Source organism: Pseudomonas sp. NY15437 (assembly GCF_048068435.1).
Lineage (GTDB): Bacteria > Pseudomonadota > Gammaproteobacteria > Pseudomonadales > Pseudomonadaceae > Pseudomonas > Pseudomonas nitroreducens_B.
On sequence record NZ_JBLUQC010000007.1, the window covers coordinates 271861 to 296006 of the forward strand.

Below are 24146 nucleotides of genomic sequence, written 5' to 3' on the forward strand. Positions count from 1 at the left end.
GTAATGCCGAAGAATGTTCACGCTGCACATCTGTCTTGGATTCGGCCCCCGGTCATCCGGAGCGTTGAGATAGCAAAGGCGTCCATCGACAGCTATTTCAAAAGACACGCCGACCTCCAAAACCCTCCTGCTGGTGCCCAGCCTGAGTGGTTTGCGAATCAGAGAAAAGCGATGGAGGAGGCATTCCAGATCGTCAGTGAGCATGCTCGGCTCATCCACTCGGCTCTTACGGTCTGTGGTAGCACTGGCGGTTCTGCTTTGTCGCTTGAGATGCAGGTGGTTTGTACCGGCATTCAAGAGGGACTGATCCAAGAGGAGCGCGCCTCTGCAGCAGTCCTTGCCATGATGTCCGGCATGGTGATGCTGCCGAACTACCTCAAAATGGTCATCGATGGCGCGCCTGATGCCCCAGGCATCCTGGCGAAGCAGATCAATGAGATTCGCGAGATCCGTGGCGTTCCCTTGCTGGTCGAAGATAGCCTCCCGCCGACCATGCTCTCCTTCGAGTTTGTCGTCCCCCCGCATAAGAATCTCGCCGTAAGCGACGACCAGCAGCAGGAGGTTTTCTCTTCCGCTTCCCGTCGCTTCCAGTCGGCGTTCAGTTCTTACATTGGGACGCAGAACAAAGCAGCTCTGGCAGACATGCGCCAAGTCCTGCGTGAATTGCAGGAGGTCTCCCATAAGCCGGAGGTAGGCGACTTTTGGTGGGTTGGGGAATGCCTCCTCGAAGCACTCTCAATTGGGGGGCTGAGGAGCGGTGGTAACACGGTTTCCCAAATCCGCATGCTCTCTGTAGCTGTCCAGAAGATTGGCCTGGGAGGGGAGGAGGCCGCCTTGGAAGTTCTTGGTGCAGAACGTTTCAAGTCCCTTCTCTATGTCCTCAGTCTCTCGACCAAGAGTGCGCCCAGCATCGAGGCAGTGATGCGCGTATTCAACATCGGAAAGTCGGTCGACTCCGATGCGCTTGCGAAGCTGCAAAGTCGGCTCGAAGCCGCCGAGGCCACAACCATCGCTGATGTGGTGACAGAGCTAAAGCCCTTGCTTGATACCGCAATGGTTTCGTTGGGGCGGGCACTCTCGGCCAAGTCGGATGACGCCTTCAAGATTCAGTTGGAGGCGTACAGCGGTGCCATGCGCTCTACTGCCAACGTGTTCTATATGGTCGGCGAGGACGAGCTGGCAGGAGTTGCGAACAAGGCAGTATCGGTTACGGCAGGTGCCGCGACTGTTGCTTCTATCAGCTCAGCAATGGTCGAGGATCTGAAGTCCTACATTCTGTTCTTGGATGAGCGTATCAACCTCATCAACGAGAATGACGCCACCAAGGCATTGAACATCGAAGGCGTCAGCGCAGACGTCTTGGATACCCTCGTTGCTGAGTCCCTGGTTGAGGTGGTCAAAACCCGTCGCTCGGTGTCGCTCCATGTTGAAAGCGGCATGGGACAGGATGAACTCAAGGACGGGTTGGAGTCGCTGGTGAATACTGCCGCGGCTCTCAAGTTCTCGGGCGCAGAACATGTAGGTGGGCTGCTTACTGCAGTGTGCTCCGGCTTGGTCGGTCTGTTGGAAGATGGTGAACTGACCTACAGCCCGGAGCTGGATTTACTCGCAAAGGCCTTGGTGGCGATCGAGCTTTATCTGGAAGCCATCCATGCGAAGTTGGAACCTGATCCCGACTACCTGAGGAAAGCCGGCGATGCACTCCGCGAAAGGGGGATCGATTTCACCGAGGTAGTTGCTGTGACCTCCAACGAGTTGCTTCTGAAATTCGAAGCGGCTCAGGGTGTACCGGCCGAGGAGGAAGACCCATTCCTTACTGAGCTGTTCGAACTGCGTAAAGTTTTCGAGGACAGCTACACCAGCCTTGATCTTCGTAGTCGGCAACGAATGGACGAGCTGTACCAGTCTGCCGATCGCCTGGCTATGGCTGCGCGTATGCACGGTCACGAATCGTTTGGACGCATCGCAACCGCCGTCGCTGCCTACACGAAGGACGTGACCAACCGCTCGGTGAAGGAGGAGTTCGATTACACCCCGGAGCATTCGCTCCTGCGTTCAGGGGTGGAGATGTGCATCCGTTGCATGGATGAATACTCCCTCCGGAACAAGGTATCCCTCTTTGTCAAGGATACGGCTGATGCGCTCTTGGCGAAGGTCGATCCTGAAATGATGCGGAGCACGAGTTCTCTGGACGAGCAGGGCAGTGAGATGGCCGCTGCCGAGGCACCGGCAGAGTCCAAGCCCGGGTCGGAAGTTCATCCTGAGCCCGCCCCAGACCTCATGACATCTGAGCCTGATGCAGTGATTCTCGCCCATGAAGACCAGCTGCGTGAGATGCCCGAAGGTGTAGACCCTGTTCTGATTGACCTCTTCAAGCAAGAGTTCAGGGAGCAGCAGTCTGCGATGCTCGGTTACCTGCAAAGTGGACGGAAGGACATCAACGAGGCGTTCTGTCGAATAGCCCACTCACTGAACGGGATATCGGCTAGCGCTGAGTGCCGGCCGCTGGTGAGTTTTTTCGCCGCCCTGGAATCGAAGTTGTACCAATTCCGTAGCCAGGAAGTAAACCTACTCGACAGCGATGTCACTGCTCTGAGCGACGCCCTTATCGAGGTTGATCAGTTCCAGCAGGCCTTCCCCTGGAAAACAGAAACTCCGGCGCTTCATGCCTGGCTTTCGGTTGTGGACGGATTGGGCAGCGAGACCATTGAGGCGGAGTTTGTTGACCTGCTGGCCGAGCCTATTCCCGTACACGAATCTGTAGCTGCAAGTGCCCCATCTGAAGCACCAGTTGTACCTGCCGAGGAGGCGACACCGGTTTCGCATGCTAAACCGGGCCCGGTTTCGCAACCGTCAACTCCACGAAACATGACCGCGCTGAACGCAACTCTGGCCACGATTGAATACAGCATGGAGATGGCTGAGTTCTACACGGAGGAGGCTGAAGAGGTTCTACCGCAGTTGCAGGCGAACGTTGAACGGTGGATGGGCCAAATGGACGACCCAGAGTTGGTCTCCACCATTAAGCGGCAGATGCACACCCTGAAGGGCGCCGCTGGCATGGCCGAAGCAGCCTCGATCAGGTCCATCACCCACAACATGGAGAGCCTGTTCGAAAGTCTCGCGCTCAACATCATCCCTGCGTCTGCAGACTGCTCCAAGCTCGTTGAGTACGTGCTGGTTGCCCTTGATCAGATGACGAGCAGTATGCGTCGGTCTGTTGGCTATGAAGTTCCGACCGCATTGATTCGTTGCGTTGAAGCAGCGGTACAGCAGAACCGAGTCGACCTGAGCTTGCTCAATGAGGATGGCCTGGACGGCGAGGCAGAAGCAGGTCCTATCGGGAACATGCCAGATGGATCGGTACATACCTCCCCTGAAGCTTCGTTCCACCCGCACACAGCTGGTGAGGTTTCCTCCGATTTTCCGAGCGAAGAACAGTCGCTGGAGGCTGCGTCGACAACAGTGCGGGCCGATGGAGATGGTGGTGGACAGCATAAAAAGACTCGCCGCAGGTCACGCGGGAAGGGCGGCGAGAAGCGCCATGCAGCGCGCATCGCGGCACAACAGGTGGCGGACAGTGGCGAGGCTCAGATCGATGGTGGTGAACTCAGGCCTGAGCCCAACACCATCGCTCCCATGCTCGATGATCCTGAACCGGCGATCGCCGAGGAAGTTGTGATTGAAGTCGAGGCGCCGTTGTTCGTGCAGGCGCGGTCCGCCGAGGTTGACTGCGACCAGGACGAGGATCAAGTCGAAGTCCCGCAAGAGCCTCTACAAAACAGCCTGCGGGAATCCGTAGTGGGAATCACCATGGAGTCGGAACCGCTCAAGCCAGTTAAGAGCTCCGTCATCCGCGAGATCATTTTCAAGGCCTACGACTCGATCCACGGCGCTGACGACAAGCGTCGGAATAGAGCATCGGAAAAAATCAAAGTGGACCAGCGCTTGCTAGACACCGCGGTTGAGCAATCGAATGAACTGACGGCGGCTCGATACCGCCAACAGTCGTTGCACTCCGACATGATGATGCTTACCCGTGTCATCCGGGAGAAGCTCGAGGCCCAGCAACTCAACCATACGAAGTTCACTAGTGCTCTTCGGGTCTATATCAACCAACCCGTGCCGGCGGAGATGGCTCATCAGACTGCTACGGAATTCAACCTTGAGCGGTTCAATGACTTGTCTGCGTTGAATGTGACGATGGGGGCGCAGCTCGCCCAAACCATCCAAGACGTTGAGGAGATGTTCGCCCAGGGCAAGCAGATCAAGGACTCGTATCGACAGCAGGGGGCGCTGATTAAGGGCCTTCAGCGCGACCTTCTCGACAGCCGCCTGGTCCCTTTCCAGAACCTACGCCCCGCACTTACCTCCCTAATAGAACGCGAGTCGAGCAAGCTCGGGAAAAAGGTACGGACCGAGTTCAGCGGTGTGGAAGTAATCGTCGACAAGGTGATGCTCGACGCTATCCGTGATCCCCTCGTCCACCTGCTCAACAACGCACTGGATCACGGCATTGAGACTGAAGAGCAACGTGTTGCCCAGGGTAAGCCTGGCCAGGGTCGCCTTGAGATCAATGTGTTCCGCCGCGCTAAGAACATCGTCATCAACGTCAAAGACGACGGGAAAGGAATCGACACCTCGGTCATCAAGGCCAAGGCAATCGAAAAGGGCATCATCAGCAAAGACGACAAGCTGACCGAGTCAGACATTCTCCGTCTGATCACGCACAACGGTTTCTCTACAGCAGCCAAGGTTTCCCAGCTGTCGGGGCGCGGCGTTGGTATGGATATCGTTGCCACCACTGTCGAGGGATTGGGCGGTCGACTCATCATCGAAAGCACCCTGGGTCAGGGCACAACATTCACCCTGGAGATGCCTTTCACCATCGGCTCGAACCGGGCAATCCTTTGCAGAACTGGTGCCCAGTGGTTCGCAATCCCCAGTTACTCGATGTCCCAGATCATCAACTGCAAGCGACATGACCTGGAGCAGCAGCGCGCCCAGAAGGGCCAGGCGCTGATTGAGCATGAAGGCAAGGTATTCGAGGTGGTGCATCTGGCGGACCTCCTCGCTATGCCAGAGATGCGCGCGAGCCACGAAACTGAGCAGGACGTGCTCGTGATCCTTTGCCAGCAAGGGGAGACGCGTATCGCGGTAGAGGTCGACGGAACCGACTCTATGCCTGAGATCCACATCAGGAAGTTGGACGGCATCCTCGCCAAGGTCCGAGGCATCATCGGTGAGACTGAAATGCACGATGGCTCCCCGGTGTTTGTCATCGACGTGGCGGAGATGGTGCGACTCAACCTCAAACGGACCGATACAGGTTACAAGCTGCGCCAGAATCGCGTGAAGACAGTCAAACGCGATCTCAAGCCGGTCTGCCTCGTGGTCGACGATGCAACGAGCTATCGGAAGCTCCTCACCAAGCATTTCGAGGGACGGGGATACACCGTAGTCACTGCGCGCGATGGCCAAGATGCGCTCGACATGCTGCCGCTGGAGCGCCTGCCGGAGATTGTGATGGTGGACATGGAGATGCCTCGCATGAACGGCCTGGAGCTCACCAAGGCGCTTCGGTCTCGTTCTGAGTTCAAAGAGGTGCCGATCATCATGCTCACTACCCGAACCAACCTTGAGGAGGAAGCCTTGCGCGCCGGCGTGAATGTCTATCTGAACAAGCCATGTGACAGCGTTGCTCTGGACGATGCCGTCAATGAAGTCCGCCCGGATCACGCCCAGCGAGGAGCAGTAGCATGAGGGTCGGGCTCGTAAGCACGAGTAACGTTCAGGTAGCGCTCATCAAAGAAGTGCTCAGTCCCATCGTTGGAGAAATCACGGTCTACGATCTGAGCCATGCCGAGAGTGGAGACTTGGCTGCAACTTCAGTCCATGCGCTGATCGTGGATTTCAGCGACTCCGGCATCCTTGCGTCTGAGGATGTGCTGGAAATGGTGAGTCGCGAGGAGCCGGTGTGCGTGCTCAATGAACGTGAGCTGTACACCATGAGCCCGCCAGAGCGTCAGGCTTGGTGCAATAAGCTCGTGGAGGAGTTGAAGAAGAGCCTCCCGGACCTTGCAGATGATCTGGAGGCCAACAAGGCCGAGATCGACTCTCGTAGCGCGAATGATACGTGGGTGATCGGTTGCAGCTCGGGTGGTCCTAAGGCCATCCGCGACTTCCTCTCGGATCTCCCGGCTTTGCCGGTGAGCATCTTCCTAGTCCAACATCTGACCGAATCTGCGTTCAACACCTACGTTCACCGGGTAAGCGAATGCACTACTAGTTGGGAGGTTGTGCCAGCCGAAAATGGTGCCAAGGTATGTGCCGGTACGATCTTCGTGGTACCTCGTGACCAGACGGTTGAGATTAGGGGAGGTACGATCCAGTTGAGGCCGGTGAAGCCGAATACCTACAGTCCCTCAATCAACACCGTCGTCCGCTCTGTCTACAGCTCAATCCCCGGCAAGCTGGGGGTTATCATCCTCACTGGCATGGGGGATGACGGCGCATCGGCAATCCGGGACTTGAAAGGGAAGGTCAAAGTGGTGATGGCGCAGGACGCAGAGTCCAGCCAGGCACGGTCAATGCCCGATGCTGCCCGGGAGACTGGAGGGGTTTCGTTCTCCGGCAAACCATCTGATCTGGCGCGGCAGATGAGCGGCATGTACGGCATCAGCGTGTAAAGCGAAAGGCCGCCCGAGGGCGGCCTTTTCTTGGGTCAGGCGACGTCCTGGTCCCCCTCCGGCTCATCCTGCCCCTGTGGCACGACAGTCTGGATCTTCTGATCGAGGATCTTGGCTTCGATTTCTTCACAGATCGCCGGGTTGTCCATCAGGTACTGACAGGCATTTGCCTTACCTTGGCCGATCTTGTTGCCTTGGTAGCTGTACCAGGCACCAGCCTTCTCGATCACCGCCGCGGCCACGCCGAGGTCCACAATTTCACCGTGTTTGTGGATTCCTTTGCCGTAGAGGATCTGGAACTCAGCCTGACGGAACGGCGGGGAGACCTTGTTCTTCACCACTTTCACCCGCGTTTCGCTACCAATCACATCGTCACCTTCCTTCACCGCGCCGGTACGGCGGATGTCCAGGCGGACAGAGGAGTAGAACTTCAACGCGTTTCCGCCGGTGGTGGTTTCAGGGCTTCCGAACATCACACCGATCTTCATCCGGATCTGGTTGATGAAGATGACCAGGCAGTTGGCGTTCTTAATGTTGCCGGTGATTTTGCGCAACGCTTGGCTCATGAGGCGCGCCTGCAAGCCGACGTGTTGGTCGCCCATGTCACCTTCGATTTCGGCCTTCGGTACAAGCGCGGCCACGGAGTCGACGATGATCACATCCACGGCATTGGAGCGAACCAGCATGTCGGTGATTTCCAGAGCCTGTTCTCCGGTATCCGGCTGCGAGACCAGCAGGTCGTCGACTTTCACGCCCAGCTTGCCGGCGTAGTCCGGGTCCAGCGCGTGCTCGGCGTCGACGAAGGCGCAGGTTGCGCCAGCCTTTTGGGCCTGGGCGATGACCGACAGGGTCAGGGTGGTCTTGCCCGAGGATTCCGGTCCATAGATCTCGACGATACGCCCCCGTGGCAGGCCGCCGATGCCCAGCGCAATGTCCAGGCCCATGGAGCCGGTGGAGATTGCCGGGATGGATTGACGCTCCTGATCACCCATACGCATGACGGCGCCTTTGCCGAACTGGCGTTCGATCTGACTCAGTGCTGCTTGAAGTGCTTTTCCGCGGTTGTCGTTCATGGTTTCAACTCCGTACGTTGATAGACGCGATGTGCGTGAGTCCACTTTCACTTGCGCTGGGGCGTGACAGAACCAAGCACTTCTCGAACTGCCTTGGCTTGGTCTCCGAGGCATTTGTCGAATGACTGGTCCAGCAGTTGGGAAGCGCCAGGATTAGCTCGGCTGATGAGGTCGCGCAGGAAGTCTTCCTGCAGGTCCCGATCCGAGGGGAACGCTTTCTGATCGAAGTCGGCGCGAATGATGGTGGCGACCCCGAGTTTCGTGGTCACTTGGATGGTTTGCGGGTCAAGTCGAGTTGCGAATTGACGAAGGAGCGGAGAAGTTGTGATCTGGAAACTGTCCATAGAATGGCCCTCGGTGAACACAGGGCCAAGCTAAGGGTGGATGAGGTGTGACAGAACCAGTGGATTACACGCTGCAGATTTGGGGGGTACACCAACCCATGATGTCCTCGTAGTCCTTGCAGCAAACAACAGGCGTCCACCATACGAATGCATACATCTCCTCCAGGGACACTGGATAGAGCCGCATCGCGGTATCGAGGAGTGTACTTCCAGCCTTGAAACCGACAGTGGGCCAGGGCTTCGTTTGCTGCAGTTTTCCAACCGACAGAGCTGCGCTGAACGGGAATGTACCGATCGTGAAGCCGCTCAGGTGGATCGCGCGATAAGCCGCGATCCCGGCAGCGATCGAGGCATTATCGTTGTGAGATGCCATCTGGCGTGGATAGAGGCCACCCCACTGGCCGATGCAGACCTCCATACCTGGTACTGAGAACGACCCAGTCAGAGGGTTACAGACGACGCCGGCGATCGACTCCGCTGCCACTATGTCACGACAACCGGTGTTCCAGGTGGGATCGAATTCCGTGCTGTAGAGCAGCTTAGGGAAACAGTTCGGGAGAGCACCATTGAAGGCGCTGACCGCTTTCGACACGACTGGGTTTGCGGCTGCACCGCACATGTCGAACTTGGACGAGAGCGAGATATTGTGCCTTCGGGCCGCTTTCACACCGCAAAGCTTGCACGACTGCCCGCCCATCGCGACATCGATTGCCCAGTCTGGCAATTGCCAAATCCTTACGGCCATTGTCGTATAGGAGTTTCGGTCGGTACCCACGCTGAAGGGACCGCCGACAGGCTGGCCAATCACGCTATCGCCCCCGCCTTTTATGACCTCAACCAAAGCCACTGGTTGGTAGTGCGAGACGATGAGATGGTCCGGGCAGAAATGGCAGCAAGGGCCGAAGATCTTGTACTCCAGCGTCACCGGGTCGACGATGATGAGCGAAGCGATACTGGCGCTCATGGCCGCGGCTTCGGCTGATCTCACTCCAAAGCCCAGGGCAGCTGCAGCACTCGCTGTTGCTGACATCTTCACGAAGCGCCTACGAGAGACTTCCAATTCAATCCACCTGAAGAGTGAGGGTTTGCCCTAATAGTCGAGAGCGAGTGCCCTCAGTTGACGCTCCAGCACATGTCAGGGAACGGAACGCTCACCATCGGCAACTGCCCCTCTGCTTGAAACTGATCATCTCCGGACGGGGACATGACGTTTACTGTGGCTTCGCCTTCCTGGACGTTGACCATCACCATCACGTGCTCGCTGTCGTTCCCGGGCTTCCGTCCGGTGATGTAGACACCTTCACGCGACACATAGGCTGTCAGCCTGGCTCGTAGGCGGTCCGCGCCAAATTGGCCGGCGGCGGGAGCTACGGCCACCATTGCCCCCGAAACCTGAAGGGCCAGGTCATGGCGTACTTCAAAGGTGAGTTCGCCGACCCTGGCCTGGCCTTTTGTACTCCAAGCTTCCCCGGTGAACTCATAGGAGCAGTACCCGGATTCCCCGAAGTGAGTGGTTTGGCTCAGCCGAGATTTGAATTGCTCGAGCGCCAGCTTTTCTGCGTCTTCGGGATGGGTGCTTCGTGGGACTCGCACCCTCATCATCCCATTGAGGTTCACCGGGACTTCGATCGTCTGAAAGGCATCATCGTGGTCAAGCATTGGAATTGCTCCTGTGTCAGATGATGCGATTGTCAGCTTTCGCAATGGTGCCACCAGCACAACCACGAAATAGGGCACAGCCGCGCGACTATTTGGGTAAGGAACTCGAGGAACGGATTTTGGAAACGCAGATCATCAGCATCATCGGCTCTGTCCTTCTGCTTGGTGCGATCGCAGCTCTTTGGATTGGCAGGCTCAACAGCGCCGCGGGAAAGACATCTGGCTCGGATGATGGGCATGGTGCGCAGGCTGGAGCGGAGGAGGGGTTACATCCTGAGCCGGTAAGGACAATGAAAATCGAGATGATCCCCCATTCTCCTCCAGCCGAAACTTCGCGCCAGCCGGCGAAGACCGAGGAGGTACTCGTTGAGCCGGAGCCGGAAGTCAGGGCGGTCGTTGAGGTGACTCAGGTCCTGCCTCAGGAAGACTGCGCTGATGCGGCCCTCAACCTGCAGCTGGCTGATCAGTTGAAGGTCGTTGGCGATTTCGAGGGCGTGGCGGAGTACGCCAAACTCGTTCTCGAGATGAAGACTTCGTCTGCTCGTCAACGGGCCCGTGCTCAAAGCCTGTTGAGACGCGAGATGGCCCGCTGAAATTTATGAACAGCTGCTGCCGTACGTGCATGTTGAGACGTTGGGTAAGCGACGTACCCTTGTTCGTCCGTCACATCAAATCCAGGTGTGTTGCGCCACAGACAGTGCTGCTTCGAAACCTGCACGAGCCGGTCAGTGATCTCCAAGGTTGAATGTCCGCCGGCCGCAGCCTTTTCCCTTATCAGCCGAGCATTTTGGGGAGTGCTCTTGAGTGTGAGGAAAACTTCCCCGGTATCCATCACATCAGCACCAATGAACGTGCCAAGTACCCCGAAGGCCTCGATCTCGGCCCCGTAAATCGGAAGGGTCATGTGGGTCATGCCAGCAACTCCAGCAGAGTGCCCGCAAATCGGCTGTCCTTCAGCTTCTTCAGCGCTTCATTCTCGATCTGACGAACTCGCTCCTTGGAAACGCCCATCTTTTCAGAGAGGGTAGCCAGGGTCTGGGGTTCTCCTCCGCCAATACCGAAGCGCGCGATAACCACCTGCAGCTCACGCTCAGTGAGCACCTCTCCCAGGACATCTGACACGTAGGCTGCGGTGTTCTCTTCAATGACTTCGTCAGCGAAGCAGTTGTTCTGGTCGGCCAGGTGCTCGTGCATCCCTTCGGCTTCTGAACTCCCGCTTTCCTGGAAGGTTGAGTCCAGCGAAACCGGCTTACCGGAGCCAACGAAGAACAGCAGATTCTCGACGTCGTCCAGGGACAGACCGGTCATTTTGCTGAGGTGCGGTTTCGAGGCGTTCGGATGCTCCTTCAGGGCCGCGTTCAGTTTGCTCAACGCCCCATGCGATCCTTCCGGCAGACGGATCAGCTCCTGCTGAGTGAGGTCGCGCAGGATGGTTTGGCGTATCCAGGTCATGCCCAGGGTAGAGAATTTGAAGCCCTTCTCTGGGGCATAGCGATAGATGCTCCGGACCAGTCCCAGTTGGGCAGCCGAGCGGACCTGCTCCAGATCATTTGCAAACCGATACCCGGAAACGACCTGATCCACCAAGCGGATGTTGGCACTCGCGAAGAATCCAACTGAATCGTGGACTACACGTTCGGCTGCGTTGAACTCTTCGAGGGCGGCCAGGAGATCTTCGGCCGGAATGTCAGCTGTCGAAGCTGCCGAGTAGATCAAGCGCTGCTGGTCGACAATGGCCTGGCGCAGTCGGCGGAGTTCTTTCTGAGGATAGAGGCGGAGCTCGTAACCACCCGAAAGCATCAGCGAGGGCATGAGCTTTGGCGAGGTCCACTTGCCGTTGATGATCCGACCCACCGAGCGGCGAGGGATTCGCACCTCATCGGAGATGTACTTGACCAGGTCTTTGCACAGACCGGAGATGTCTTTGCACTTCGCCCGGAACTCGCCGGCCGCACGATTGAGCACCAGGTCGTAGGGGAGGATCTCAAGCACCTTCTTCTGCAGGTCCGCACGCACGGCCGCCACGAACAGGTTGTCCTCGAAGCCTGGCTCTGCGAAGGCTTTCAGCTCGGAGATCAGGGTCTGGATGGTGTTGAGCTTCTTGCGGAGTAGGGAGGCGAAGTCTGCATCAGGAATAGCGCCGGCGCGGACCCATGCGCCGTCCTGAAAGATCATCGCGGCGGCCTTGTCCACACTCTCGTTCTCACCAATCGCGTTCCAAATTTCGGAGACCAACCCTTGCAGGATGCTCGTGTCATTCGAGATCGCCTTAAGGACCCCGAATTGGCCGAGGATGATGCGATACCCCAACGCCTGCTCCTGGGGCAGGGACAAGAGCGATTTGGCGCCCTCCAGTACCGGCATAGCCGGTAAGGTGGAGGGGAGCAGGAAGCCCTTGCTGGGCTCCTGCAGGTCGTTCGACAGAGAGGTGTCGGTTGCAACCTCGGGTGCTGCGGTACGCTCGATGGTCATCATGTCTGGCCCCTTCAAGAGTCCGCCTTAAAGGCGGACTGGCATGAGAATGAATTTCTGATGGGGACAGTCTTTGGCCATCACGAGTGTGCCACTACCGGACCCCGTATAAAAAAATTGGAGTTCGTTCGTTTCGACCGCCCGGAATGTCTCCTGGGCGTATTTGCTGTTCAGACCCACCTCAAACGGATCACTGGAGAAGTCGCAGGGGAGCAGGTCCTCGGCCTCCTCGACCTCCGAGACACCGTTGGAGACGGACAGAACCTCAACCGACTGCTGACCAAATTTCAGCTTCACGGCTTGGGACTTCCCATCCGAAAGCAGGCTGACGCGAGCCACGGCGCTGGTAATTGCATCCCGGCTCATTTTGATGGGCGTTCCTTGCTCTGCTCGGGTGATCAGGTCGGCGTAGTTGGGGAACTTCCCGTCGATGAGGCGAGATGTGAGGACTCCGTGCGGCCCGATGAAAGCTACGAGATTGCCCGAGTGCTGAATCTCGATTTCCCCCTCGGAGGCGAATGTGGCCACGTCTTCGAGGCACGCAACCGGGAGAGTGAACTTGAGGGTGTTTTCGGTAGGGACCTGAATCTCGGCTGTTCCCATCCGATGCCCATCGGTCCCGACCAGAGTCAGCTTCCCTTCGCCGACATCGAACAGCATCCCATTGAGGTAGGTCCGCACGTCACGTCGGGCGACACAGAAGGCAATGCGCCGGATACCGTCCCGTAACGCCTGAGCGTCGATGGTCAGCGCCCGTTGGGTCTGATCCTCCGGTAGGAGTGCTTGTGGAAAGTTGGAAGCCGGGAGGGTAGCGATGCTGAAACGAGAACGACCGCAGGTGACTGTTGCCTTGTCCTCACCTACGGTCACGGTCACATCCCGGTCAGGAGGAAGGGAGCAGACGATCTGCTCGAACTTTTTGGCAGAGATACAGATGTCCCCTGCAGCGAGCACATTGACCTCAAGGTAGTGGAGAGTCATGTGCTGTTGCCCATTATGGGCGGTTACATCGAGCTGGCCTGCCTGTGCCGAGAGAAGCAGATTACCGGCGATGTCGCTGGCCTTATCAGATGCGATACGACCACTCTGCTTGAGGATATTGGCGAGACTTTCAACGCGGGCAGTGAACTTCATGGGCGGCTCCAGGCTTGTGAATATGCCTCTATTGGAGCCTCTTCTCAGTGGTGCCAGAAGCCGTGGAATGCTCGACCTCTGCTCACTTTTTGTTCAGGTGGTGTGCGTTGCGCTGGGACCATGCGTTGGCACACTTATCCTCTGAGTTACACACAGATTCGGTTGATAACCCTCACTTCGCGTATCGCAGGAAATCCGCAAAGCTGCTGGCCACTTCAGTCCTGTTTCCCTTGAAGCTCGCCTTCTGGGAGAAGCGCGAAGCCTCAACGAGCATCGACGTGACCATGCTCTTGTTCCCGATATTGCGGTAGTGCCTGGCGAGCACCAGGTAGGCATTCAACCGCGCTTTGTCGGTGCTGAACTGATAGAAGTCGTCAGGTGTTGGGTAGTACCCCTCGATGACTTGGCCCACCAGATTGAACAGCTTCAAGTTGTCCGCCGAAGTGACGCCCGGTATCTCGCTACCAGCTTTTGCAAGGAAGTCCTTTGCATCCAGCTTCAATCCATTCGAGAGGTAGGAGATCACCATCTCGCTTGCCGGCTCAGTCCCGGTCGAGGGGTCTTTGGCGAAGTAGTCCAATAGGTGATTCTGGAGTGCGGTCGAACGCTCCAGGTCACCTTGGTTGAGCAGCACCTGAAGTCGGATCAGCAGGGCGTCCATGTATGCACGCTCATTGTCCTTGCTCAAGGCGTCCAAGGTCTGGGCCAATGCACGGTCGTTCTTTGCCTCGGACGAAACCTGAACAAGCTGGGATAACGAGAAATCCCGCGCATCTCGGTCTTCGATCTGGCTGATTGAGGCGAGGGCCAGGTCAAATCGGCCCGCCTTGGCCTCTTGGACAGCCTCAGAGGCCTGTTCCCAATAAAACCCTTGGGCTGTACAGGCGAAACGCTCCGCGTCGTTCTGGAGGGCTCTGAGAGCCTCTGGCTCATTTGTCCCGGCAATACGAACTACGGCAGTGGTCTTCCAAACAGCTTCATCGCGGGTTGGACCACCAGGTGTCTTGGTGAGGTGGGCTGAGATGAGATCAGCGAGGCAAGCATCGTCTGCTGTTTGGTAGCAGTAGGCATGGGGCCTATCCGTTACCCAGGTCGGCTGTTCAACCGCGCATCCGCCAAGTACAGCGAAGGCAATGGCGAGGCCGACTGGTTTACCGTTCACGCGGAAAGCTCTACCTGGTGTGCGATGAGTCCGGTTTCGCATGCTAAATCGTATGTCGCCTGAGCAAGGGTTGAAGGCTTCCCCTGAGTTACCAGCGAGAAGACATGGGTCGCTACCCCGCACGCCTTCTTGGCGAACTCGGCAGCATTCGAGGCAAGAGGGATGATCCGCAAAGGGATGTATCTATGAGCTGCGTAGAGTGCCGCCTGCGAAGCTAGGCCCGGTTCGGCCGACACAATAATCTCGTCGGGGAGTCTCACGTCGAATATGTGGTCCAGAACGTCTTCCAGCTCAGCAGTGCTGCACGCATCTGAACTACTTGCACCGACCAGTAGAACTTTCCGCAGCGGGTCATCTGACTGGAGGCGGCGAGCGATGTCCTTGATGGCCATCTCCACAAGTCCAACTGGACTTGAGCAACCTGGGTGGAGGATCAGGGGCACCAGTGCATCCTTGTTCTGGACCAGTTGCATCCAGAGTCCGGCCCGGACCATCGAAACCTTGATGTCCTCCCAATCTGAACGACGAACTCCTTGGGTGACTCCGGCCGTTTCAAGCAGGAAATCGTCGCGGTCATCAATGCTCAGGATGTAGCGCCGGTAACCCTCGTCAATTCCCCTGAATTTCTCCGCCTCGATGAAGTGCATCAGCGACAGGTAGGTCTCTACGTGCTCGCCGGCTTCGTTCAGGTATCCGTTGAACGACCTGAACTCATACGGATCGAGGCTCGGTGGAGTGTCAGGTGTCATTGATCATGCCCTTCAAGCGGAGAAGACGATCCCGAAGCCCGATGACTCCAGGGGCTGTCGGGTACTGCAGTTCCATATCCTCCGCGTGTTTAAGGAGCGGTTCCAGCCGAAACGGGGGGCTGGAATCCCCGGAGACCCGTTGCACCAAGTGTTGTTGCCAAAGGCCTTTCTCCCCCGCAGTGAGGGCATCAACCTGGTAGCGCCCAAGCATTCTCCCGCCTAGGTCGCGTAAGCGGCGGTCGGTGCCCTTGATCAGCAAGGATGGCCACGCGCTGAAGTCAGCCGCGTGGAGTTGACGCATCAGATCCAGGTCTTCAATTGGAAACTCGCCGGCCCATTGCCGGAAGTCTGCATCGACGGGTTGCGGTGGTAGTTGCAGGACAGGCTCCTCCCTCAACCTTCCTACGAGGTGGTTGGAGTTGGAGAGCAGCTTGATGTTCTGCTTCACGACCGAGATGTCGATCCCGAGGCGTTTCGCGTCAACTGGTCGAATGGCGCTGATCGGCGCGACAAATGGGATTCGATTCAGGCTGACGTGAAACAGCGGGGCTGACCGATCCCCTTTATTGTTCCTCACCAGGTGCTGCAGGTTGACCGTTGACTCCGAACATAGCTCGGAAAGATCACACTCCAGGTCCACCATGCAAATCAGGTCCGGGTAGCTCACATCCGCCGCCACGGGCACAGCGAGGATTGCTCCACGTTTATCCGGTAGCGACGGATGCACCATAACCACCGGCTTCACACTCTTGAGGTCCCAGACCTCTCCCGCATCCATCCCCATCACTGACTTGATCTGCGCTGGAGAGCTGACCGTCAAGGCGTGGTTTGCGAGTTTCGGGCTTGTCTCTAAGATCGACCCTAGCAGCTCCTTGACACGGAAAGCCCTGTTCTCTGGCCCAAGGCCGGCTTCCCACATCAGGAAATTGTACAGGCCATTAATGCCGCCTTTCAGGCCGGCAGTTGGCCAGGGCAACTCGTCCGGACGGATTAGCTGGATTGCCCGCAACAGAACATCCAGGTCGAGGAAATGGGAGTTGGCCGGCAGACCCAGGCACGGATGGGGCAGCAGGTTCCGGTAGAAGGTCGAGCGGATGTATGGGTCATGCCGGGTTGATGAACCAAACCCTACATGCAGGGTGGAAGGGCGGCTGAATATCTGAAAAGCGCTCCTGGCCCATTCCAGTTCGCTACAGCCTTCATCAAGCGGCAACAGCGCCAGCTCTGAGTCCAGCAGAGAGACGGGATCGAGAAAGAGATCATCTCGCAGCCGAATGTTCGTGGTGGAACAGAGGGCCTCACCGTCCAGAGGGAGGAGCGCTGAGTCAAAGCGCAGGACCTGTCCTTCGGACGGGGAGCGGCCGGCAGTGAGAGTGTCGTAGAAATGGATGGCTGGCATTGATTCTTCACCTGGTTCATCCCAATAGTGGGGACCAAGTGCCCCTCCAGCCAGTGGAGAGGTTTACTTCATGTTTTGGGGGATTCCTGGGATGCACGATGGCTGGAACGACGGTGGCGGCTCGATATACTGCGTTTCACGTAGCTCTTCGAGGTAGAAGCCGTTGGACGGGACCGGCTCCATTGCATTGGTGTGCCTGCAAGGCCGGGTTCATCTCGTCCAGGTGCAGAGCGGCGAAGGCCGAGGTTGCAGTTCAACCTCGATCTGCGGCGCTGAACTGTCGGGCTTTCCTCCTTTCGCCCAAGTCGCACCGGAGGATGTACCTCACCTCCATACTTTCACCATCTGCTCGGCCTGCGCGTCGGCGTACTTGAAAGCCGGGCATCGGGAACGGCTTCTGTCCACGTTACCGGCGCAGCCACCTGAGCTTGGTACTCAGGTGGCAGTTGAAAGCCGCGCGTTGGATAGGAACCAACTCACACTGTTTTGAGAGTTCCACGTTTCGGGGTCGGTTGCGGGAACGGATAAGTCATCTGCTCACCGGAAGCGAGGTTCAGGACAAGCCAGTGCTTCTCGGTCTGTCCATAGCGGAGCAGTTCCCACACGATCCCCATCCCAGCCGTGGTAACTGAACGGTTGACCAAACAGTCCTGCGTACGGATAGCGTCTGCTGCTGAACAGGACTTGGTGTAATCGTCCTCCAGAGTGGGGATTTCCGGGTAAGCGTCCAGTACGTTGGGGTAGGTTTTGCGCATGGCTGCGCTGATACCGCCGAAGACAACCTGCCCATGCCGGTGGGCGTTACCAAGATCAAGCCACATACAGTTGTGCTTCACGCTCTGGCACGCACCAATGGCCACACGAGCGGAAGGCAGGTCCACAGCGGAAATGATCAGGTCCGCTTTGCTGATGGCGTGAGCGGTCTGAGGGGAGGGGAACCGGAACGGAAGCCCTTCCCATCCCATGCCAAGCATCAGGTTGTAGCGGTTGGCGAGGCACACAGCTTTGAACTGATCGAGGTCGCAAGGCCAGAAACGCTGGCGAACGAGGTTTGCCTCACGCACCACGGAGTCATCAATGATGGTGACGTGCAGTCCGTGCTGATGGCCGAGGGAAACCATTGCGTGATGGAACTGCGCAAGGCAATCCACAACCTCGCTGCCGTTGCCACCGGCACCGATGACAACTATACGCGGAGCTGAACTGCGCCAAGCCTCGGGGGTCTTGAAGTTGATCGGCTGTACAGCAACCTTCTCAGCAGCAGCCATGATTTAAGCCTCCCCGCCGATGGCAGCTTTCAGGGTCAAATGGTCGTGGTTGGCCAGTGCCGCCTTGAGTCGCTGATCGGGGAACTTCCTCGCGTTCTTCGAGGCGAGGGTGCGGTAGAACTGGACCAGTTCGCTGAAGTCTTTGATCTTGGTCAGCGGGATCACGCCACCGGCGTGGGTGTTGGTGCTTTCCAGCACAAAGCGCTGCCATACCGGGATGTTCTCGATGAGAATCTCCCGAGGAAGTTTGACGTTACCGGAGCAGAAGCTGCCGTTGGCGTAGGTGTTCCCGAAAGGCGCGTAGAAAAGCTCCGTTTCAGCCGTCGGCCGTGCTTTACCCTTGTACGAGAAGCAGCGGAACGATCCGTTTCCGGCGATGTACACAAGGCCCGGAATGGGGGCTTTGATCAACTCGTTGTTGAACGGGACTTCGATTACCTGGGGAGCGGTGTACCAGACAAGACGGTTACGCCCCTTCACCAGTAGATTCGGCGGGATGAACTCGCAGTTGGGTTCTTCCTCGCGCAGCAGGTCAATCAGTACCTCTTTGTCGAGGCTGGAGAACGCGCGGCCAGCACCGAGGGTGAAGTTCTTTCCGCCATCCAGAGGGATCACGGCGTGGGAAGTAATATCGAGGCGCTTGGTTTCCTTGTGATGGTGGATGAGCATCGCACGGCATTCGACTTTTTCACTGAGCATGTTCAAGGTCCTCAAGAGACTTGGTGATTCGCTGGAGCAGCGCAAAGCACTGCTGCGTTTTCACCAGTATCGGTCGCGTCTGCCGTGACAGAAGCTCCTGATCGAGCGGGAACGAAATGTAGATGTCACACAGACCTTGGACGCGCTCGTCGAAACTGTTGAGAGCTTGAGACTCAAGGCTTTGGTACTCGTCTTTGACGAAGACCACCAGTGTTTCAAACAGGCCGCATCCTTCCTCGGCGGAACCAGTCAGCTCATGTTCGCTGGTGGCGCGGTCCTTGTTGTCAGCGTGATGGAGACAAACTTCGAATGCGTCCTTGATGACGGACAGGACGGAACTGAACTTGCTACCAGCGGAGATTGAATCCCCAATTTGGGCAATCAGTTCTCTCATTTCCTCGCTCGGGTTGGCTCCTTGATCGTGGTTCAGGGTGAAGTGAGTGTCTTGGGTTAGCTGATCCATCTCTTTGAGCAGATACGCAGCTTCCGCCACGATTTCTTCGTCGCGGTCATCGTCATCTTCAAATCCCAAAGCCCAGGTCTCAAAGGGCAACTGAGCGACGGGAGTCTCCATCAGATAGCTCGTCAGTTCGTCAGGCGTGGAGTTCCGGACGCGATCTTTCAATTCACCGTAAGCGTCGGCGTAACCATTAAGGTCATAGCTGTGGACACCCATGAAAGTTGACGGGGTGTGGAAGTGAATGAGGAAGGAAGACATCGCGTCCAGCGCTTTGAACAGGAAGACTCGGACCTCCTGAAAATCCAAGCAATCTGTCGGGGGAAGGGGCAACTCAAAACGATGCAGCATCTTCGCACTGACGTTGAAGCTTTCCCCATAGACCTCCATAGCCAGCCATTTCTGCATCTCAGGGCAGTCAGCGCTGGTCACATCGATGAGGGTTTGCTCGACCTTTTGAATGAGGTGGTAGGCGCAGTCCGGCCCCATCTTCACTAAGTCGGCAACAGCATCAGCCGTGAACAGCCCTGCTTCAATGCAGGCCATTGCTTTCTGCGCAGCGGGTTGAAGCTCGTAAGCAGGGGTGCCCAGCAGTTTCGACCGGCGCTTTACGCCACGGATCAAGCCAGTCTTCGAGAAGGACAGCCGAGACTCAACGGCTTCGACGACCTCTTGCGTAACCAGGTGCAGCCCATAGTCGTTGGGGTACGCGGTCAGCCAATCGAGTGCGTCGTCACCGATGATGCCGCCCTCGTACGCATCGAGGCAGAAAGCGGCGTGGTTCTTGCGATCAACCAGATGACCGTACTCGCCAAAGGCGAGGCCATGTGCCTCCCGCACGGCCATAGAGACCTGCGGGAGAGCAAGGGGGGTCATCGCGGAACGGGGAAATTGATAGTTCCGGGGGAGGTAGGAGAGTTCAGGAGCGCCCATAGCCGCCTCAGCTGATCGTTGTTCAGGTCGTGATCGGGGTTTGTCGGCGCGGAGCGGGCGGTTTTGTCACCGTCCGCCCATGCCTTGAGGGTGGCGAGGGCGTCAGCCCTTGGCTCCGAAGCTGGCTTCACGGAACTCGTAGACATGGCGGTCGCCCTCGATAATGGGTTCAACGATCTTCGCGCCCATCAGACGCGGGTATTGGCGAGCGAAGTGTTTGAGCACTTCGGTTGGTTCCATGCTGGGATCAGGATCGTCCAGATCGAGGCCGGCATAGCGGAAAACACGGTCGAGGGTCAGGATGGCGATGGTCATGGGCTGTCCTCAGAATTTGCCAGCGAGAGAGGCGAATGCACCGTTATCAGCGGGCGCTACGGGTGCCGACTCGGCTGCGGGGGCAGAGTCCGCACCTTCGTTCAGTTCGTCGTCTTCCACGTCATCATCATCACCTTGCGATGCAGCGCTCGCGGGGGGCTGCACAGGCTTCGCTGCGGACTTGCTAGGCTTGGCAGCCTCCACGGCGGCAGCACTCAACTTGCGGATTTCATCCAGCGCGCTCAGGCCGGTATTGACCACTTCGGCATGGGCCGACACGCGGGCATATAGGGCCGTTTCCACTTCCTCGGGAGTACCCGACAGGACCATCGGTTTGGCGATGGCAGCGCGCAGCTTCTTCTCTGCGGGGGAGGCACTTTCGGGCGTGACGCCAATGTTTGCACTGAGGGTGACTTTGATCCGGCCTCCTTCGAGGCCAGCGATGTCGATGTTCAGGTGCTTGCTGCTGTCGGTCAGGGCTTGGCTGACTGCGGTAAAGAAGGTGGCGGTAGTCATTGGGTTTCTCCTTGTTTGCGATGGGGAAAGTTTCAGCCTTTGGTGCGCGTGCCAGAACCGTCCTGTGCAGAAATTTCAAACGCTTCGGGGAGATACCCGGCCCAAGAAAAATCCTTGAATGCCAGTACCGCTTTGATGAGGTCGTCAGTCTTCTCCGCAGCCAGCTTGGTGAAGGCTTTGTCACCCTTGACCTCGTTGTAGTGGGCCTCGAAGCCAGAGCGCTTGCAGTCTTCGATGATCCCGGCCTTCACCAGCGATTTCAGATAGCTCTCGTTCATCTGGAAGTGTTCAACGGGCTTCATGCCTTCGTGTTTGATGTAGGCGATGGATTGGCTACCCGAGAGGGAACGCTCGAAGGCGTCTGCGTTGTCGTTGCGGAACGGGGTGACGGAAGCGAGGTTGGTCAGCAACTCCAGTAGTTCGGATTCGTCCTGATCTGCGAGCTTCACCTCGACCTTGCAGCGGTCGCTATCGGAGACGAAATCACCGATGCCGAGACGTTTCTTGATGCGGGTCGTCAGTTCGCTGGGCAGGGAGCTGCGCATCTCCAGGTACATGCTGACAATGGCGATGGACAAGGCCAGTTTGCGATTGCCTTGAACTGCCTTGCAGGCCATTTGGCCGTAGAGGTTGAATGCCTCACGGCGGATCGATTTTTTCAATGCCTGCGGTTGAGAAGGTTTGGTGGCGCCTTTGCCCGAAGCCGGTTTCTGAGCGGGAGACGGCGGGGTGCGTCCAGACTCAGGATTGGTCCCGGTTTCTCCAGCCTTGTGGACGGTTGGCTCAGTCGCTGCCTGCTGTCCGGTCGCCTCAGCCAGTGCGGCTTGATAGGCGGTCTGCATCTGCTTGTTGCAGTTGCGGTCGAAGCAATACCCACCAGCTACTGCACCTTCCTGTCCTACGCTGGTGCTTACGACAGCACCGTACTTCTCGCAGGAGAGGCATGCGCCGAGTTGATTCTCACCGACACCGCTCGGGCCCTTTGCCTCCAGACGAACGTAACCGTCCTTGGGCAGAGTCAGATCGGTGTGGACGACGCCATAATCTGCCTTCGCCTCGATGATCTTCACTTGAATCAGGTCGCTGGTCTTCTGATTCCAGCATGTTGCGTTCTGGCACTTGGCCCCGCTTACTGCGGTTTCGAACAGGTCGATGTAGGCCGCAGAGTTGTGCGGGCAGGCTGCGCAGTCCTTGGTATCGAAGCGAGCGGTCGAGATGTCGCGGGAGATGGCGAACAAGCGATCTTGAGTTTCTTTCACCGTCAGATTCTGTTCGATGATCCGCGCCAAGATCGGAGCCTGATCGCTGTCTTCCAGACGGCAGAGAAGCTCGGCGTGGCCGATCTTGATCTGACCCTGCAACAGTGCTTCTTCAACCTCCGCACAAGCGCGGGAGAGCAGGATGCGACCATCGAGACGGGTCCGCGACCATCCGAGTAGCTTCATCACCTCGGCGTGGTCATTGCCGCAGTCAGCCAGCACCACCATCGCGTGTTTACCTTCCTCGATGGGGGTCAGGTCGGCACGCTGCATGTTTTCGATGGCGGCGATAATTCGCGCCTCGGCATCGGTCAGGTTGCGGATGATCGCCGGGATGGTTGGGATTTCCAGGTCTACGGTGCATTGCCAGCGGGTGTTGCCCGCAACAACCTCGAAGTCGAAGTCGGGGTCGTCAATCGGGCGAACGATGATCGGCTGCTGTACGCCGTGCTGACGGATGCTTTCTTTGATCTGGAGGTACAGAGAAGTGTGGCGGCCCTTGCGGGGGTCAACACTCGGATTGCGGCGGACGCGGGCAACTACAACGTGCTGCATGGCCGCTTGTTCGGTGGCGGCGTCTTGGGTGGGCAGTTGCTGGATCACGGCGTTCATGTTGGATGCCTCTGTGTGTTTGCGATGGACAAACTTTCAGGGGCATCGAGGTGTGCCAGAACCGGCAGATAAAGAATTTTTCTGACCCGCCTAGCTGCTGAGGTGGGGGCGTTTCAAAACCGATGCTGCGGGGCGAATGGAGGCCCGGGTTAAGGCTTGCGGCGCATGAAATCAGGAAGGACCACCCGAGCAAACACGTCTTCATCCAGGTGCGGGAAGTCGTCGTTCTTTTTGCGAATATGCTCCCCCCATTTATTGATTGCTCTTACCTGGCCTGAACTGAGGGACCAGTAACGGCGCAGGGTGGACAGCATGCTCTCCAGAAACTCTCGACGGTCAACGCTTGTGTGCTGAACCGCCTCTTTGAGCCAGTGCTCGAATCCAATGCAGAGCTTCACGTTTGCCGGACTGAGTACCGTCTTGTCGGCTGTCGCATTTCGCATAGCGCCAGCAACCATTTTCTCCACGTCCTCGCTTATCGCTCCGGTGGCTTTGTACTCATCATGAGCCTGTTTAAGAGTCTTCGAGACTGCAAACTTGAAATCGGTCATGACCTCACAACGGAAGCGAACGTACTGCACAACAGCATCAAGAGGAGGGAGGGGAGGGCGTGAGGTTGCGGTTGGCGTTTTGGATTCAGCCGCGTAATTCGGGTCTGATTTCTGAGAGGGAGTAGAGACAGGATCAGCTGCGGCTGCCGGCTCATCGGCAACTACGAGCAGGGCGAGACTGGTGACATCAAGCAAGCGATCCTCTGGCTGACCGAGGTGCTTCTTTGCACAGCTTGGCCCGGTGAAGGCCTCTGTACCGTCACCATCGGCAATGACGATGCCTTGCTCGCTGTGCAACGGCCTGTGGCAGAAGACACAGGTCGCATCAGAAGGGAGGAAATCACGTCGCAGGTAGCTCCAGGTCATTTCACTCCCTCCTTCCCATGTGGGTTACGGCTGCAACTTGATCAAAACTGTCCACTTGCCGTCAATGACCATTGGCTTGGTCTTGTTGGGGGCCAGTCGAAGCATCTCGGACAGCGATCTGTTGGCCAGATTCACGTCCTGGTTGGTACCGCATTTCAGAGCTGCACCATTCTTGATGGAGGTCAGGGTAGTGACCATCCCCACAACCTCCAGAGGCTGTTCGTTTCCTTCATTCGGGAGCGAACGCAATTTGAGGACCAGGCCAGTCTTGTATTCGCCATCGCGGCAGATCTCGCGCTTGGTGGCCGGGTCAACGAATGCAGCGTTGTAGCGGTGAGCGTCGCGAAGATCCATCTCATGGATCTCCCCGTCCAGTGGAACAAGAAACGACTCTGGCTCGTTCGTGCCGACAATGACAGAGACTTGGGCCTGGCTCGCTGCGGCCGCGCCGGAGAATGCGAGCAGCAGGGGAAGAAGACACTTGATCAC

Annotated in this window: 21 protein-coding genes; 3 read left to right on the forward strand and 18 right to left on the reverse strand. The window is 57.6% G+C overall.

The window, feature by feature from the left end; all coding sequences use genetic code 11:
- Nucleotides 1-3 precede the first annotated feature (3 nt).
- Both ACNFIA_RS18105 and ACNFIA_RS18110 read left to right on the forward strand, forming a co-directional pair.
- Complete coding sequence (locus ACNFIA_RS18105; RefSeq protein ID WP_416787313.1) at nucleotides 4-5763, forward strand: response regulator; 5760 nt, start codon at nucleotides 4-6, stop codon at nucleotides 5761-5763.
- Entirely contained in the window at nucleotides 5760-6689 is a 930-nt protein-coding gene (locus ACNFIA_RS18110; RefSeq protein ID WP_037011136.1) for a chemotaxis protein CheB, read from the forward strand. Before ACNFIA_RS18105 ends, ACNFIA_RS18110 begins: the two co-directional genes overlap by 4 nt.
- A 35-nt stretch (nucleotides 6690-6724) precedes the next feature.
- Here the strand turns inward: ACNFIA_RS18110 and recA are convergent, their stop codons facing one another.
- From recA to ACNFIA_RS18130, 4 genes are all read right to left on the reverse strand, one after another.
- On the reverse strand, nucleotides 6725-7762 hold the full coding sequence (gene recA, locus ACNFIA_RS18115; RefSeq protein WP_416787317.1) for a recombinase RecA: 1038 nt from the start codon (nucleotides 7760-7762) through the stop codon (nucleotides 6725-6727).
- A 47-nt stretch (nucleotides 7763-7809) separates the two neighbouring features.
- The gene (locus ACNFIA_RS18120; protein WP_316866186.1) at nucleotides 7810-8106 is read right to left on the reverse strand and encodes a hypothetical protein; all 297 of its coding nucleotides are present in this window, start codon (nucleotides 8104-8106) and stop codon (nucleotides 7810-7812) included.
- Nucleotides 8107-8170: 64 nt separating this feature from the next.
- On the reverse strand, nucleotides 8171-9166 hold the full coding sequence (locus ACNFIA_RS18125) for a twin-arginine translocation signal domain-containing protein (protein ID WP_316866185.1): 996 nt from the start codon (nucleotides 9164-9166) through the stop codon (nucleotides 8171-8173).
- Between the two features lie 53 nt (nucleotides 9167-9219).
- Nucleotides 9220-9765 carry a hypothetical protein gene (locus ACNFIA_RS18130; protein ID WP_316866184.1) on the reverse strand — a complete coding sequence of 182 codons (546 nt, stop codon included), beginning with the start codon at nucleotides 9763-9765 and terminating at the stop codon, nucleotides 9220-9222.
- A gap of 119 nt (nucleotides 9766-9884) precedes the next feature.
- Here ACNFIA_RS18130 and ACNFIA_RS18135 point away from each other — a divergent pair, with 119 nt between their 5' ends.
- On the forward strand, nucleotides 9885-10358 hold the full coding sequence (locus ACNFIA_RS18135) for a hypothetical protein (RefSeq protein WP_316866183.1): 474 nt from the start codon (nucleotides 9885-9887) through the stop codon (nucleotides 10356-10358).
- On the opposite strand, the gene ACNFIA_RS18140 is transcribed toward ACNFIA_RS18135, so the two are convergent.
- The 14 genes from ACNFIA_RS18140 to ACNFIA_RS18205 all read right to left on the reverse strand — a co-directional run bounded on the left by ACNFIA_RS18140 (nucleotide 10325) and on the right by ACNFIA_RS18205 (nucleotide 24146).
- Entirely contained in the window at nucleotides 10325-10678 is a 354-nt protein-coding gene (locus ACNFIA_RS18140) for a hypothetical protein (RefSeq protein WP_316866182.1), read from the reverse strand. The two genes, ACNFIA_RS18135 and ACNFIA_RS18140, sit on opposite strands and share 34 nt — an antisense overlap.
- Nucleotides 10675-12240 (reverse strand): sigma-70 family RNA polymerase sigma factor, encoded by a 1566-nt coding sequence (locus ACNFIA_RS18145; protein WP_416787322.1) that lies wholly within the window; start codon nucleotides 12238-12240, stop codon nucleotides 10675-10677. Before ACNFIA_RS18145 ends, ACNFIA_RS18140 begins: the two co-directional genes overlap by 4 nt.
- Before the next feature lie 24 nt (nucleotides 12241-12264).
- Nucleotides 12265-13371 carry a DNA polymerase III subunit beta gene (gene dnaN / locus ACNFIA_RS18150; protein ID WP_416787324.1) on the reverse strand — a complete coding sequence of 369 codons (1107 nt, stop codon included), beginning with the start codon at nucleotides 13369-13371 and terminating at the stop codon, nucleotides 12265-12267.
- Between the two features lie 172 nt (nucleotides 13372-13543).
- Nucleotides 13544-14533, reverse strand: a complete 990-nt coding sequence (locus ACNFIA_RS18155; protein WP_416787327.1) for a hypothetical protein — start codon at nucleotides 14531-14533, stop codon at nucleotides 13544-13546.
- Complete coding sequence (locus ACNFIA_RS18160; protein WP_416787330.1) at nucleotides 14530-15282, reverse strand: hypothetical protein; 753 nt, start codon at nucleotides 15280-15282, stop codon at nucleotides 14530-14532. Before ACNFIA_RS18160 ends, ACNFIA_RS18155 begins: the two co-directional genes overlap by 4 nt.
- Nucleotides 15272-16681 (reverse strand): hypothetical protein, encoded by a 1410-nt coding sequence (locus ACNFIA_RS18165; RefSeq protein ID WP_416787332.1) that lies wholly within the window; start codon nucleotides 16679-16681, stop codon nucleotides 15272-15274. The genes ACNFIA_RS18160 and ACNFIA_RS18165 overlap by 11 nt, the downstream gene beginning before the upstream one ends.
- Before the next feature lie 476 nt (nucleotides 16682-17157).
- Nucleotides 17158-17949, reverse strand: coding sequence for a PRTRC system ThiF family protein (locus tag ACNFIA_RS18170; protein ID WP_416787334.1), 792 nt, complete (start codon nucleotides 17947-17949; stop codon nucleotides 17158-17160).
- A gap of 3 nt (nucleotides 17950-17952) precedes the next feature.
- Nucleotides 17953-18648, reverse strand: a complete 696-nt coding sequence (locus ACNFIA_RS18175; RefSeq protein WP_416787336.1) for a PRTRC system protein B — start codon at nucleotides 18646-18648, stop codon at nucleotides 17953-17955.
- Nucleotides 18638-20038 (reverse strand): hypothetical protein, encoded by a 1401-nt coding sequence (locus tag ACNFIA_RS18180; RefSeq protein WP_416787338.1) that lies wholly within the window; start codon nucleotides 20036-20038, stop codon nucleotides 18638-18640. Before ACNFIA_RS18180 ends, ACNFIA_RS18175 begins: the two co-directional genes overlap by 11 nt.
- A gap of 102 nt (nucleotides 20039-20140) precedes the next feature.
- On the reverse strand, nucleotides 20141-20353 hold the full coding sequence (locus tag ACNFIA_RS18185; protein WP_017519830.1) for a PRTRC system protein C: 213 nt from the start codon (nucleotides 20351-20353) through the stop codon (nucleotides 20141-20143).
- 9 nt (nucleotides 20354-20362) lie between these two features.
- Entirely contained in the window at nucleotides 20363-20869 is a 507-nt protein-coding gene (locus ACNFIA_RS18190) for a PRTRC system protein E (RefSeq protein ID WP_416787341.1), read from the reverse strand.
- 32 nt (nucleotides 20870-20901) lie between these two features.
- Complete coding sequence (locus tag ACNFIA_RS18195) at nucleotides 20902-22740, reverse strand: PRTRC system ParB family protein (RefSeq protein WP_416787344.1); 1839 nt, start codon at nucleotides 22738-22740, stop codon at nucleotides 20902-20904.
- 149 nt (nucleotides 22741-22889) lie between these two features.
- Nucleotides 22890-23657 (reverse strand): hypothetical protein, encoded by a 768-nt coding sequence (locus ACNFIA_RS18200; protein WP_416787347.1) that lies wholly within the window; start codon nucleotides 23655-23657, stop codon nucleotides 22890-22892.
- A 24-nt stretch (nucleotides 23658-23681) separates the two neighbouring features.
- Nucleotides 23682-24146 carry a hypothetical protein gene (locus ACNFIA_RS18205; protein ID WP_416787349.1) on the reverse strand — a complete coding sequence of 155 codons (465 nt, stop codon included), beginning with the start codon at nucleotides 24144-24146 and terminating at the stop codon, nucleotides 23682-23684.